The organism is Microbulbifer maximicatervae (SeqCode), from assembly GCF_052467955.1.
In genome coordinates this window covers 1,600,952-1,615,025 of the sequence record NZ_CP174329.1, presented here as the reverse complement: position 1 = coordinate 1,615,025, position 14,074 = coordinate 1,600,952, and the positions used below count along the sequence as shown (strand labels likewise).

10 protein-coding genes are annotated in these 14,074 nt (G+C 52.1%); all 10 read right to left on the bottom strand.

The window, feature by feature from the left end; all coding sequences use genetic code 11:
- Positions 1-58: 58 nt before the first annotated feature.
- The 10 genes from secA to murD all read right to left on the bottom strand — a co-directional run bounded on the left by secA (position 59) and on the right by murD (position 14,068).
- Entirely contained in the window at positions 59-2,809 is a 2,751-nt protein-coding gene (gene secA, locus ACJJI5_RS06835) for a preprotein translocase subunit SecA (protein ID WP_445355853.1), read from the bottom strand.
- Positions 2,810-2,972: 163 nt separating this feature from the next.
- Positions 2,973-3,908 carry a M23 family metallopeptidase gene (locus ACJJI5_RS06830; protein WP_413663007.1) on the bottom strand — a complete coding sequence of 312 codons (936 nt, stop codon included), beginning with the start codon at positions 3,906-3,908 and terminating at the stop codon, positions 2,973-2,975.
- A gap of 157 nt (positions 3,909-4,065) precedes the next feature.
- Positions 4,066-4,980 carry a UDP-3-O-acyl-N-acetylglucosamine deacetylase gene (lpxC, locus tag ACJJI5_RS06825; RefSeq protein ID WP_282933860.1) on the bottom strand — a complete coding sequence of 305 codons (915 nt, stop codon included), beginning with the start codon at positions 4,978-4,980 and terminating at the stop codon, positions 4,066-4,068.
- A 394-nt stretch (positions 4,981-5,374) separates the two neighbouring features.
- Positions 5,375-6,616 (bottom strand): cell division protein FtsZ, encoded by a 1,242-nt coding sequence (gene ftsZ / locus ACJJI5_RS06820; protein WP_413663008.1) that lies wholly within the window; start codon positions 6,614-6,616, stop codon positions 5,375-5,377.
- An 88-nt stretch (positions 6,617-6,704) separates the two neighbouring features.
- On the bottom strand, positions 6,705-7,940 hold the full coding sequence (gene ftsA / locus ACJJI5_RS06815; RefSeq protein ID WP_282933862.1) for a cell division protein FtsA: 1,236 nt from the start codon (positions 7,938-7,940) through the stop codon (positions 6,705-6,707).
- A 115-nt stretch (positions 7,941-8,055) separates the two neighbouring features.
- The gene (locus tag ACJJI5_RS06810) at positions 8,056-8,742 is read right to left on the bottom strand and encodes a cell division protein FtsQ/DivIB (protein WP_413665884.1); all 687 of its coding nucleotides are present in this window, start codon (positions 8,740-8,742) and stop codon (positions 8,056-8,058) included.
- Positions 8,743-8,875: 133 nt separating this feature from the next.
- Positions 8,876-10,339, bottom strand: coding sequence for a UDP-N-acetylmuramate--L-alanine ligase (murC, locus tag ACJJI5_RS06805; protein ID WP_445355852.1), 1,464 nt, complete (start codon positions 10,337-10,339; stop codon positions 8,876-8,878).
- A 29-nt stretch (positions 10,340-10,368) separates the two neighbouring features.
- Positions 10,369-11,466, bottom strand: a complete 1,098-nt coding sequence (murG, locus tag ACJJI5_RS06800; RefSeq protein ID WP_444896371.1) for an undecaprenyldiphospho-muramoylpentapeptide beta-N-acetylglucosaminyltransferase — start codon at positions 11,464-11,466, stop codon at positions 10,369-10,371.
- Positions 11,466-12,689 (bottom strand): putative lipid II flippase FtsW, encoded by a 1,224-nt coding sequence (gene ftsW / locus ACJJI5_RS06795; RefSeq protein ID WP_445355851.1) that lies wholly within the window; start codon positions 12,687-12,689, stop codon positions 11,466-11,468. The genes murG and ftsW overlap by 1 nt, the downstream gene beginning before the upstream one ends.
- Positions 12,686-14,068 (bottom strand): UDP-N-acetylmuramoyl-L-alanine--D-glutamate ligase, encoded by a 1,383-nt coding sequence (gene murD / locus ACJJI5_RS06790; RefSeq protein WP_445355850.1) that lies wholly within the window; start codon positions 14,066-14,068, stop codon positions 12,686-12,688. Before murD ends, ftsW begins: the two co-directional genes overlap by 4 nt.
- Positions 14,069-14,074: the final 6 nt, after the last annotated feature.

Below are 14,074 nucleotides of genomic sequence, written 5' to 3'. Positions count from 1 at the left end.
ACCGGTTAAAAAAATACCCCGCTAAGCGGGGCACTTTCTGAATCCAAGCGGTAGAAAATTAGCTCTGGGTAGAGGAAGCCAGCTTGCCGTGACACTGCTTGTACTTTTTCCCGGAACCACAGGGGCAGGGATCATTGCGCCCGACTTTAGGACCGCGACGCTCCGGTGCCGGGGTAGCCGGCTGCTGCTCCTTGGGCTCACTTTCTGGAAGCGCCGAAGCTTGAGCGTGTTGCAGCTCAAGCTGCTGCCTGCGCTGCTCTTCCAAGCGACGCTGCTCCATCTCTTCCGCTTGCTCACGAGTCATCGGCTCTACGTGGGCAAGAATGCGCACTACTTCATGCTTGAGGTTCTCCAGCATGCTCTGGAACAGATGGAAAGACTCGCGCTTGAATTCCTGCTTGGGGTTTTTGTTGGCGTAAGCCCGCAAACCAATACCCGCACGCAAGTGGTCCATGCTGGAAAGGTGCTCCTTCCACAACTGATCCAATACTTGCAGCATAATCTGACGCTCGATAGTCGGCATCAGATTGGCATCACCGGAAGATTCACCAATGCGGGAAACTTTTGCCGCATAAGCCTCCTGCGCGGCGACAGTAATCTTTTTCCGCAGGCTCTCTTCGTGCAGAGTGCGATCTTCATCGAGCCACTGCTGAACCGGCAACTGGATACCCAATTCGCCAGAGAGCTGCTGCTCAAGGGCTGGAATATCCCACTGCTCTTCTACGCTCTGGGGAGGAATAGAACCGGAGACAATGCCGTCAACCACATCTTCACGAATGGCAGAGATCGTATCGCTGATACTCTCAGCTTCCAGCAGCTCATTGCGCTGGCCGTAAATCACCTGGCGCTGGTCATTGGCCACGTCATCGTATTCCAACAACTGTTTGCGAATATCAAAGTTTCGACCTTCAACACGGCGCTGGGCTTTTTCGATAGCGTTGGAAACCATGCGGTGCTCAATCGCCTCACCGCGCTCCATACCCAGCATCTGCATAAAATTCTTCACCCGGTCAGAGGCGAAGATGCGCATAAGGTTATCTTCCAGGGATAAGTAAAAACGAGTAACACCCGGGTCACCCTGACGACCTGCACGGCCTCGCAGCTGGTTATCAATACGGCGGGACTCATGGCGCTCAGTACCGATAATATGCAGACCGCCCGCAGCGATCACCTGCTCGTGGCGCTTATTCCAATCTTCCTTGACTTGTGCGAGCTCCGCTTCGGTCAGCTCACTACCCTTCTCCTGGGCCAGGGCTGCCGCTTCAGCCTCCCAATTACCGCCGAGAACAATGTCGGTACCGCGACCAGCCATATTGGTAGCGATAGTCACTGCACCCGGGCGACCCGCCTGGGCGATAATCTGTGCTTCGCGCTCGTGGTATTTCGCGTTGAGAACCTGGTGCTTAATGCCCGCCTTTTGCAACTTGCGGGACATTTCTTCAGAGGTTTCGATAGAAGCGGTACCTACAAGGATTGGAGCCTGCTTTTCGCGACAGTGCTTCACATCCTCAATAATCGCTTCCATCTTCTCTTCCTGGCTCAGGTAAACCAGGTCATTGAGATCGTCACGTTGAATTTGCTTATTGGTGGGGATCACCACCACGTCCAGGCCATAAATTTGCTGAAATTCAAACGCTTCTGTATCCGCTGTACCGGTCATTCCCGCAAGTTTGGGGTAGAAGCGGAACAGGTTCTGGAATGTTGTAGAAGCGAGGGTCTGGCTCTCACTCTGAATCTGCACACTCTCTTTTGCTTCCAGCGCCTGGTGCAGGCCTTCGGAGAGACGGCGACCCGGCATGGTCCGGCCGGTGTGCTCATCAATTAACACCACCTGGCCATTCTGCACGATGTAATCCACATCGCGATTAAACAGTACATGCGCGCGCAGGGCGGCGTGCACGTGGTGCAACAGGCCCAGGTTCCCAGGGGCGTAAAGGGACTGGTCTTCCTTCATCAACCCGCTGCGTGACAACAGGTCTTCGATCAACAAGTGGCCCTGTTCCGTCAGCTCAACCTGGCGAGTCTTTTCATCAACGGTGTAGTGCCCCTCCCCACCTTCTTCGGCACGCTCCAGCTGGGGAACCAACTTATTCATTGCCATATAAAGGTGGGACGAGTCTTCGGCGGCTCCAGAAATGATTAGCGGAGTACGCGCCTCATCGATCAGAATGGAATCCACCTCATCGACAATAGCGAAGTTCTGAGGGCGCTGGGTGCGGTCCTCTTTGCGCAACACCATGTTGTCACGCAGGTAATCAAAACCGAATTCGTTATTAGTGCCGTAAGTAATGTCAGCCTCATAGGCCGCTTTCTTTTCTTCCGGTGGCTGCTGGGAAACAATAACTCCCACCGTCATGCCCAGGAACTCATATACCGGGCGCATCCAATTGGCATCCCGCGAAGCGAGGTAATCGTTCACCGTAACAATATGAACGCCCTTGCCTTCAAGTGCATTCAGATAGGCCGGCAGGGTTGCAACCAGGGTTTTACCTTCACCGGTACGCATTTCTGCAATACGCCCTTCATGCAGGGTCATCCCGCCGATCAGCTGAACATCGAAGTGGCGCATACCCATGGCCCGGCGACCCGCTTCACGCACCGCCGCAAACGCCTCAGGCAGGATTTGATCGAGTTTTTCCCCGTCAGCGAGTCGCTGCCTAAACTCATCCGTTTTAGCCCGCAGGCCTGCATCGTCAAGCTTCTGGAAATCCTCTTCCAAAGCGTTGATCTTTCCCACGACGCGTCGCATGCGCTTCAGCTCGCGGTCATTTTTTGAACCAAAGACCGATTTAATCAGTTTGCCAATCATTATCTAGAAACCACTTATCTTATTTGCGCTGTCGGCGCTAATATCGGGCAGATCGATGCACCGACGCTCCTTTATGCGAGGGGTGCAAGTAAACAGGAAGGCGCAAGCGCTGGCAACTCTTATGCCAAGCTACCAACAATTACGCGTAAAGGAAGGATAGTTCTTATCTGCCTGTGCGGCGGATATAGCTAGCCGGATCAACCGTGCGGTTGTTCTTGTATATCTCAAAGTGAACATGGGGCCCGGTAGAGCGACCACTGGAACCCATCAGGGCAATAGTCTGCCCCCTCTTGACCACGTCACCCAACCCCACTTTAAGCTCACTATTGTGCCCATAGCGGGTTGAATAACCATTGCCGTGATTAATCTCTACTAACTGACCATAGCCATGGCGCTCATCAGCCCAGGTGACAACACCTGCGGCTACTGAAACAACATCGGAGCCCATCTTGCCAGCAAAATCTACACCTTTATGCCAGGTTCTACGGCCAGTGAATGGATCGGTGCGATAACCATAACGGGAAGACATCCACCCCTTGCTAATCGGGCGGCCCGCCAAAAACTGCTCGTCCTCAAGTTTGAGGTTCGCCATCAGGGATTCGAGTGTGTTCAGCTGCATTTGGCGATCTTCAATCTGATGAGAGAGATCTCCAATAACATCCAGGAATTCCGGTGGCTGATACGGCAACTCCGATGCACCTGCGATTCCGGGGTCTTCCGGCCCACCGATAGCAGGTGCACTGCCAAACTCAAACTCTCCTTCATCAAGGTTGGCAACAGAGGTTAAACGCTCACCCAGTGCATCAAGGCGAGTTAAACGCGCCTGCAACTCTGCAAGCTTAACGGTAAGAGCTGCCAGTTGCTCCCGCGCCTCTCTATCTGCTTCAGCAATTTCTTCCTGCTGTTTGCGCAGTGCGCGACTCCAGGCCTTGGCCGTTCGGGAATCAAATAGGTCAGTTTTAGTAACCGGTAAATTCGCCCCCAGCAGAAATGCACCCACAGGAAGGCTCAGCAAGCACAACCCCAACAGGGCTTTGCTCAAACTGCCAAAATTAAAGCTGCGAGTCGCACCGCGCTCATTAACCAGGATTACTTTCATAGGAACTGTGAGGAGTTCGACATTTTTAATTTTCGTTAGTCCCCAGCTCACAAGCCGAGGTGCCAAACCAATAAGGATACCAAAAATCTATAGGCTTTCTCTGTGAAACAATCATACAAAAAAGCCGGCACTATAATGCCGGCTTCTTGCGAAAGTATCAAACTGCCAAAATAGGCTTAATATAAGAGATCGGTGCTTCTTCCTGCTCACCTTCAAAGGTGACCATTTCCCAAGCATCCTCCTGAGCCATCAGGTTGCGAAGGGATTTATTGTTCAGCGCATGGCCAGACTTAAAGGCCTTGAACTCACCAATCAGGCTGGTCCCCAGAAGATAGAGATCGCCAATCGCATCCAGAATTTTATGTTTCACAAATTCGTCTTCATAACGCAACCCGCCTTCATTCAGAATGCGGTACTGATCAATCACAATTGCGTTATCAACGGACCCCCCCTGAACCAGGCCTTTGGAGCGCAGGTACTCGATCTCATGCATAAAGCCAAAGGTACGGGCGCGACTCACTTCCTTAACAAAAGAGGTGCTGGAGAAGTCCACGGATGAACTCAGGTTACGCCCCTGGAAAACCGGGTGGTCAAAGTCGATTGTGAAGGATACTTTAAAGCCATTAAAAGGCAGGAAGCTGGCAACCTTATCGCCATCCTCTACAGTTACTGGCTTCTTGATTCGCAGGAATTTCTTCGGAGCTGCTTGCTCTTGGATACCTGCAGATTGAATTAGAAATACAAATGGGCCGGCACTGCCATCCATAATAGGCACTTCTTGAGCGGATAACTCGACAACCGCGTTATCAATGCCAAGGCCCGCCATTGCCGAGAGCAGGTGCTCTACCGTAGCAATGCGAACATCACCCTTTTCCAGGGTGGTTGAAAGGAGAGTGTCGCCGACATTTTCCGCACGAGCCTCGATTTCAACTACCGGGTCCAAATCGGTTCTACGGAACACGATACCGGTGTCTACGGGCGCTGGTTTAAGGGTAAGTACAACTTTCTTGCCAGTGTGCAGACCTACGCCAGTGGCGCGAATAGCATTCTTAAGCGTGCGCTGTTTGATCATGAAACTATCTTTTCCCCGTCGGTGGACTACGCCCCTAAGGCGCAGCAAGCCATCGATACTAGCACAATTGCGACGCCAATACCAATTCTGGGCGAGTGGTCACCACAACTGTGCACCACCTACCTATATGAGGATAGATCAAGCAAAGATTGCAGCGCCAACGCATGTCGCTATGACAGCATTCTAAGATCCTAAGCTCCGCAAGCGCTGTTAATAATTGTTAATTATTTTAGATAGTTATTGCGACTCACCAGTTCTGATCAAAATCTACACAAACGGGGCAAGGGCCCACCCATTCGACAAGGTAGACCCGAGCAAAAGCCGCACCGCAGCGGCAATACCCAGCCGGAGCCGGGCAGACATGAGCGGTGTTCTGCCTCTGCGGTACCGTTTCCTAGTCTGCCTGACGGCGCAGGAAGGCTGGAATATCCAGGTACTCCATATCCGCATCAGCGGGATTCAGGGCAGGAGCCGGGCGCTTGGGGCGCTCCGCTTCAGCACGAGGGCGCGGATCAATGGCCTCGCGGCTTGCCAGTCCCGCAGAGCTGTGGCCAGCGTGAGCGCTGTGATTATCGCGAACCTCACGGGTTTCACGAACAGGCTCGCGAGGCTCTGGGCGGCGAGTATTATCCACCACCTTCGCCGGACGCGCTGCAGGAGTACCCTCGCCAAGACCTGCGGCCACAACGGTAACCCGCATCTCATCACCGAGCTTATCATCTACCGCTGTACCGATAACCACAGTAGCTTCATCGGAGGCGATTTCCTGGACAATCTCACCTACTTCAGAGTACTCACCCAGGGTCAGTTCCTGACAGCCCGCCTCTTCGCTACCGGTGATGATATTCACCAGGATACCGCGAGCACCTGCCAGGTTGACGTTATCCAGTAGCGGGCTTCGCACGGCTTTCTCAGCCGCTTCGCGCGCACGGTTTTCACCGACGGCAGAACCGGACCCCATCATCGCCATGCCCATTTCAGACATTACGGTGCGCACATCGGCGAAGTCCACGTTCATGATGCCCGGACGAATCATCAGGTCGGCAATGCCTTGTACAGCACCCAATAAAACGTTATCTGCCTCTTTGTAAGCAGATTTCATTGTGATCTTGCTACCGAGTACTTCCAGCAAACGATCGTTGGGGATAGTAATCAGAGAATCAACTTTATCACGCAGCTCGAGGATACCCTCTTCAGCTACAACTGTGCGTTTGCGCCCTTCGATCTTAAATGGGCGAGTAACCACAGCAACGGTAAGGATACCCAGTTCTTTTGCAATCTCAGCGACAATCGGCGCACCACCGGTACCGGTACCACCGCCCATACCGGCAGTGATGAATACCATATCCGCACCGGTTAATACCTCAGCAATGCGATCGCGATCTTCAAGTGCGGACTGACGGCCAATATCCGGGTTTGCCCCTGCGCCCAAACCGCGTGTAATTGTGTTACCCAGTTGCAGGATAGTGCGGGCCTCAACATCTTTGAGGGCCTGTGCATCTGTATTTGCACAGATAAAATCTACACCCTCAACATCATTGGCGATCATATGCTTAACAGCATTACCACCACCGCCGCCGACACCAATCACCTTGATGACAGGCTTATCCTGTACGCTATCAACTAGTTCGAACATTGCTGTTCCCCTTTCTTGCTCATGTCGAATTTTACAGCCATGCCTAAAAAAAATCCTTCACCGGATGGCTAAATCTGGTTGCACTCTATTACAAATTTCCGCGAAACCAGTGCTTTACCTTGTCCCACCACTGATTATCGTTGCGCACAGGCTGTATTTTGCCCTCTCGAGCCTCTTCCTGCTGCATCGCATACATCAATAATCCAACTCCAGTGGAATAAATTGGGTTGCTGACGATATCCGTCAAACCTGCAATACCCTGAGGCACTGCTAGGCGAACCGGCATATGAAAAATTTCCTCAGCCAGTTCAACCGCGCCCTCCATTTTTGAAGAGCCGCCGGTAAGTACTACACCCGCCGCACACAAATCTTCGAAGCCGCTGCGACGTAACTCCGCCTGTACTAATGTAAACAATTCGTCGTAGCGCGGCTCAACGACCTCGGCCAATGCCTGTCGGGATAAATCCCTGGGCGCGCGATCACCAACGCTCGGTACCTTAATGGTCTCACCTTCGCGAGCGAGTTTTGCCAACGCGCACGCATATTTGATTTTCAAATCTTCTGCGTGCGGTGTCGGTGTGCGCAAAGCCATGGCAATATCATTGGTAACCTGGTCTCCAGCAATCGGTATCACACCGGTATGCCGAATAGATCCACCAGTAAACACAGCAATATCGGTGGTTCCCCCACCAATATCTACCATGCATACTCCCAACTCTTTTTCATCTTCGGTCAGGACTGCGTAACTTGAAGCCAATTGTTCAAGAATGACATCTTCTACTTCCAGACCACATCGACGAATACACTTTTCAATATTCTGTGCAGCATTCACTGCACCGCTGACCAAATGGACCTTTGCTTCGAGGCGAACACCAGACATTCCGAGAGGTTCTTTTACCCCTTCCTGATTATCAATCAGGTATTCCTGCGGAAGCGTGTGCAAAATCTTCTGGTCCGCAGGAATAGCGACAGCCCTGGCAGCATCAATAACACGATCGAGATCCTGCTGGGTAACCTCTCGATCCTTAATCGCAACTATACCGTGAGAGTTCAAGCTGCGAATGTGACTTCCCGCAATCCCTGCGTACACAGAGTGAATTTCACAACCCGCCATCAACTCAGCTTCTTCCACAGCGCGCTGTATAGATTGCACGGTTGATTCAATATTAACCACTACGCCCTTTTTCATTCCAGTGGAACGATGAGAGCCGATACCGACAATATTAAGTTCCCCATCACCGGAAGCTTCACCGACAATAGCGACTACTTTAGAGGTGCCTATATCCAGTCCAACAATCATGCGCTGATCGGATACCTGTGTCATTTTCGTGCCAACCTCGCTGAGCTGCATTCTGTTTCAGGTTCTGTTATCGGACCAGAACACAGCATTCGCTTTTAAACTTTTATCTATAAAACAGCCACCCGGGCTGCCTCGATGTTTACTTTTCTTCGTCTTTCCACTGAACCGCTACCGCATTGCTATAGCGCGTATCGACGCTGACAACTTTTTGCAAGTGCGGCGCCAGTACACCCCGACTCAAATACAGAAAACGGTGTACCCGCTCCAATAAAGCATCATGGCCAAGTTTTAATTCAATTCCCGACACTAACTCCAGATGCCAACCGCTTAGGTCGTCAAATGACAACCGCTTAACCTCCATATCCCGCGTGGTCAGTAACCCCGCAAGCGCGCGGTATTGCAGCATAATCCGCTCTACCAATTCTTCATCCCCGGCAAGCTCGGGCAGGGACTGAACCCCCATATGTGACGGACGCGGCAGCAGATCCCCACTCGCTACCAACAATTTATCTTTACCCCAGGTCGCGAGAGGTTGCGCTTCAGTGATATCAACCTCAACACCCTTCGGCCAACGCCTGCTCACCGAAGCGGAAGTTATCCAGGGGTTAGACAGTAATGTCTGCTGCATCGCCTGAATGTCCGCTGAAAAAAAGCCCGCTTTCAAGTGAGGAAGAAGCACCTCTCTTAACTCTTCTTCAGTTACCGCATTAAAAGCCCCGCGTACTTCAACTTGCTCTAGGGCATCAACATTACTCAACTCAACCGATGGCACCCATCGCCATAACCAGACTGCACCATAGAGCAAAGCACTAAAGCCTGCGAACATCACCAATAAAAAAAAACACCGCTTCCAGTTCAGACGAAGCTTCTCGGGATCATCGGTTCCAAGAGGGCTCGCTCCGCGAGCTGTCTTTTTTTTTCTCCCGGCTGATTTCGTTCCAGCTCCTTTCACTAGCTACTTAGCCCTCGCCACTACGCTCGCCCAAGCGCCAATCAGCCAACCTTTGCGAAAGTGCTCCGACGTTGCCAGCTCCCTGGGTCAGGACAATATCACCTGGCTCCAACAGATCAGCTAATACCGGGGGAACCTGATCGATAGTTTCCATAAAAATCGGATCTACCTGTCCCCTGTTGCGTAAACTTCGCGCAAGCGTTCTGCCATCGGCACCGGCAATTGGCGCTTCACCCGCACTGTATACATCCAGCAAAATCAACTTATCCACTTCAGAGAGGACCTGAACAAAGTCTTCAAACAAGTCCCGTGTACGGGTATAACGGTGGGGCTGATAAATCATTACCAAGCGACGATCCGGCCAGCCATCTCGAACTGTCTTTACGGTAGCGGCTACCTCACGTGGGTGGTGACCGTAGTCATCTACCAACATCACCTTATCAGCTTCGGTATCATCGCTAACGGCATAATCACCGTAAATCTGGAATCGACGACCAACGCCCTGGAAGCCTATCAGGCCTTGACGAATTGCTTCATCACTAACGCCTTCATCACTAGCTACCGCAATTGCTGCAGTCGCATTGAGAACATTGTGAATACCTGGTGTATTCACAGAAACCTGCAATAGATCACCCTTGGGTCTCTGTACCGTGAAATGGCTGCGCAGTGGCTGTTGCTTTACTTCAACGATGCGGTAGTCATTACCCTCATCAAATCCATAGGTCAGAACTGGGCGGGAAAACTTGGGGATGACTTCCTGAACATTGGCATCATCCCCGCAAACTACCGCCAGACCGTAAAAGGGCAGGTTGTGTACAAAATCAATAAAGATCTGTTTCACCTTTTCGAAGTCGCCACCATAAGTTTCCATATGGTCCGCATCGATATTGGTAATCACCGTCACCATCGGCTGTAAGTGAATAAAAGACGCATCGCTTTCATCAGCTTCAGCCACTAAATAACGACTTTCGCCCAAGGCAGCATTGGCACCGGCAGCGTTGACCAGGCCACCGATAACAAAGGTCGGATCTTTTTTGTCTGCCGCAAAGATTGAGGCGATTAAGCTGGTCGTGGTGGTCTTTCCGTGGGTTCCCGCCACAGCAATGCCATAGCGATAGCGCATTAGTTCACCGAGCATTTCGGCACGGCGTACAATAGGGATTCTCTTTTCTCTCGCTTCAATAAGCTCCGGGTTATCGCCATGTACCGCAGAGGAATTAACCACAACATCAACGCCGCGAACATTTTCCTCACTGTGCCCAATTTGGACTTTAACACCCAACTTGCGCAACCTGTCAGTTACCGCAGATTCACGCAGGTCAGAACCTGAGACTTCGTAGCCCTGGTTCTGCAATACCTCAGCAATACCGCTCATACCGGCACCGCCGATACCGATAAAGTGGATACGGCGGATACGGCGCATAGCCGGTACCGCATAACTTTTATCTTCGTTTGTCTGCACTGAAGACATTACTTTAACCTTCGCCCACTTATTCTCTGTTACCTGGCCGAGGCCAGCTCTTCCCTGCAAGCATTTACTACTTGCTCGGTCGCATCAGTTTTTGCCGCGCGCCGCGCGGAGGTCGCCATTTGTAATAGTTTCTGGCGATCTTCTAACAGGCTTTGTAATAAGCCGGATAACTTCTGCTCGTCCATTTCCCGCTGCTGCATAACAATCGCTCCGCCAGCATTTTGCAACCACTCGCCATTACGCGTTTGATGATCATCAATTGCAAAGGGGAAAGGCACCATAATTGCACCGACTCCCGCAGCTGAAATTTCAGAAACAGTCAAAGCTCCGGAACGGCAAATAATCAGGTCCGCAGAGCGGTAGGCCTCAGCCATATCCGCAATAAAAGGGACCACCTCTGCTTCTACTGCAGCCTCTTTATAGGCGTCTTTGGCAGCCTGAAGGTGGCGCTCTCCAGCCTGGTGGACCACTACCGGGCGCAGGGAGGGTTTCAGCAATGCGATTGCCTTAGGAACCAGCTCATTAATTGCTACAGCACCGAGGCTACCGCCCAATACCAAAAGGCGCAGAGACGACTGGCTGCCAATTCGAGTTTCTGGCTCAGGCAATTCTGCAATCTCTTTGCGCACTGGATTGCCCACTTGCCTGGCACCGGGTAGCCCACTGGGAAATGCTTCAAGCACCTGGCTGGAAATCCGCGCTAACAAGCGGTTTGTCGTTCCGGCAACAGCATTTTGCTCGTGAATAATCAGCGGTATCCCCCCGAGACGGGCTGCAACACCCCCTGGGCCGGTCGCAAAGCCGCCAAAGCCGAGTACTGCATCAGGTTGTACCTGCTTAACAACTGTCCTGGCCTGAGCAATTGCCCGCAAAATTTGCAGCGGGGCCTTGAGTAAGGCCAACTTTCCCTTCCCCCGAATACCCTCCACTTTAATGCAGTGCAAAGGAATATTCGCCGCAGGTATTAATCGGGATTCAATCCCACGGGCAGTGCCTAACCACTCGACAACAGCTCCCTGCTCTTGCAACGCTTTAGCCACAGCCAACGCTGGGAAGACATGACCGCCGGTACCACCGGCCATCAGCAAAAACTTCTTTCCAGAAAAACGCTTATTTACTTCAGACATCAAACCGTTTCTCCGTTGCTGCCCTTCACACTGGACTTGGGTGAATGGAATATTGGCAGCTGACGCAAAAGCTCAAGCCCCCCGCTTCCGTTTTCAACAGGCTCTTTTAGTTCAGCCCGAATCCGCATCGCCAAGCCGAGTAATGCACAACATACAATCAGGCTGCTGCCACCAGAGCTGACAAATGGCAGCGTTAACCCTTTAGTCGGCAACAGGCCTGAAGCAACACCCATATTCACGAAAGCTTGTCCTGCCAATAGCACTGCCATACCAAAAGCTAGAAGTGCAGCGAAAAACTTCTCCTGCACCAGGGCCTCTTTTACCAGGCGGAGCAGTGAGTAGGTGAGAGCAACAAAAAGCCCTACCAGCACTACGCCTCCCAACATTCCCCATTCCTCTGCCAGAATGGCGAAAATAAAATCCGTATGGGCCTCAGGCAGGTAAAACAGTTTCTGCACACTATTGCCCAAACCAACTCCAAACCACTCTCCGCGACCAAATGCAATCAGGGACTGGGTTAGTTGGTAGCCACTGGCAAACTGATCCCCCCAAGGATCCAGAAACGTCAGCAATCGCTGTAAGCGATAGGGGCTCATCAGTGCCATTAGCGCCAGTCCACTCGCAGCCGCAGCTACCAATAAAAAAGTATGGGGAAGACGCGCTCCCGCCAAAAAAACCATTGCCAACACGGTGCCTGAAATTACAACCACAGAACCGAAGTCCGGCTGTAAAAGCAATAACAGAGCAACCGTTGCGAGAATCACCACTGGCACCATAAAGCTGGTCCAGTGGCGTAGTTGCTTATTTCGACGAGTTAAAAAACTGGCAAAAAAAACTAACAGACAGAACTTAGCCACTTCCGCAGGTTGCACAGTTATACCTGCAAATACCAGCCAACGCCGGCTACCGTTCACCTCCCGTCCAATCCCCGGCACAAGCACGGCAATCAATAGCAGGCAGGCAAACAGTAATAATGGCCAGGACAGTCGCGACCAAATTGACAGGGGAATCTGACTAACGACAAACCCAGCTAATCCGCCAAACATCAAAAAAGCCAAATGACGCCTAAGGAAATACCAGGGATCACCATAAATATCCGTAGCAAAAGCGATAGATGCTGAAGCGACCATCACCACACCAATGCTAGCCAGAACCAGAACACTGAGTAGCAGCAGCCCATCCTGCCATTCACTACCTTGAGCCTTGATTACCTGGGCACTCACTGGGAGCCTCCAGCGGTATCGCATAATTTCAAAACGGCCTGGCGAAAATCATCACCGCGGGCTTCAAAATTCTTATACATATCAAAGCTGGCACATGCCGGTGATAACAATACATAGTCACCGCCATTGGCTAATTGTCTGGCCTCAGCGACGGCCTCTGCCATTGTGCTAGCCCTGCGAATCTCGCACAGGCCATCAAAGACACCGGCTATTTTGTCTCCATCTACACCGATACAAACCAGGGCCCGGAGTGCTCCTGCACTTTTTCGTAAGGGAGCAAAATCAGCACCCTTGCCATCCCCTCCAGCAATAAGCACTATTTTACTGGATGCCGTAGCCAAGCCATCCAATGCCGCCTGGGTTGCTCCTACATTGGTGCCTTTTGAATCGTTAACATAAACAACGTCTTCAAAATCAGCCACGCGCTCACAGCGATGTTTCAACCCGCGAAAGTTGCGTAAAACTTTTAGCATCGCCTCAGTGGGGAGGCCCAGTGCATAACCCATTGCCAGGGCTGCCAAACCATTGGCAATATTATGCTTACCCACCATAGCCAAATCGGCCACAGGCATTAAAACTTCTGTGCCTCGAGCCAACCAGTTCTGCCCCTCATGCAAGCGCAGGCCAAACTGATTGAGATCCGGCTGATCAAGCCCAAAACTCCACTCCCGTCTCTCTCGGGAAAGAGGCCCCTGGGATAAGGGGTCCGCGCGATTTATCACGAACTGATCCGCTCCGCGATAAATGCGCTGCTTGGCCCGGTGGTACTCCACCATACTGGGGTAGCGGTCCATATGGTCCGCACTCATGTTTAAAATGGTGGCTACGGTAGGTGCCAGCGAGTAGGTGGTTTCCAATTGAAAACTGGAAAGCTCCAAAACAAAGATGTCCGGCAGAGGTTTCTCAAGTAAATCCAGCACCGGCACACCGATATTGCCACCCACACCAACTGTCAGCCCTGCCTCTTCAACCATCTCCCCCAGGAGTGTGGTCACTGTACTCTTTCCGTTGGAGCCGGTGATCGCGGCGAGCTTTGCTGTCGATTGCATCCGAGTCAGGGCCTGGGCAAATAACTCAATATCCCCAACCACAGGAATCCCATCCGCAATCGCCTGCTGCAATACGGGTTCAGCAAGCGCAACTCCCGGACTGGCAGTAATCAAGCTCGCAGCGAGTATTGTCCCCGGGCGCAGTGGACCTGTTTCCACCGCAACCTCAGGGAACTCCTGACGGAAAGCTTCGAGCCCCGGCGGGTTATCGCGACTGTCTGCCACGACCGGCGTATGGCCGTGACGCAGCAGGTAGCGCACCACCGACTTTCCGGTAGCGCCAAGACCTATTACCACTTTCTGCTGTGAAGAAGTCGCGATCAGGCTCATTTATCT

Coding starts and splice junctions, on each gene's coding strand:
- secA (WP_445355853.1), bottom strand. CDS start 2,809: ATGATTGGCAAACTGATTAAATCGGTCTTTGGTTCAAAAAATGACCGC.
- ACJJI5_RS06830 (WP_413663007.1), bottom strand. CDS start 3,908: ATGAAAGTAATCCTGGTTAATGAGCGCGGTGCGACTCGCAGCTTTAAT.
- lpxC (WP_282933860.1), bottom strand. CDS start 4,980: ATGATCAAACAGCGCACGCTTAAGAATGCTATTCGCGCCACTGGCGTA.
- ftsZ (WP_413663008.1), bottom strand. CDS start 6,616: ATGTTCGAACTAGTTGATAGCGTACAGGATAAGCCTGTCATCAAGGTG.
- ftsA (WP_282933862.1), bottom strand. CDS start 7,940: ATGACACAGGTATCCGATCAGCGCATGATTGTTGGACTGGATATAGGC.
- ACJJI5_RS06810 (WP_413665884.1), bottom strand. CDS start 8,742: ATGTTCGCAGGCTTTAGTGCTTTGCTCTATGGTGCAGTCTGGTTATGG.
- murC (WP_445355852.1), bottom strand. CDS start 10,339: ATGTCTTCAGTGCAGACAAACGAAGATAAAAGTTATGCGGTACCGGCT.
- murG (WP_444896371.1), bottom strand. CDS start 11,466: ATGTCTGAAGTAAATAAGCGTTTTTCTGGAAAGAAGTTTTTGCTGATG.
- murD (WP_445355850.1), bottom strand. CDS start 14,068: ATGAGCCTGATCGCGACTTCTTCACAGCAGAAAGTGGTAATAGGTCTT.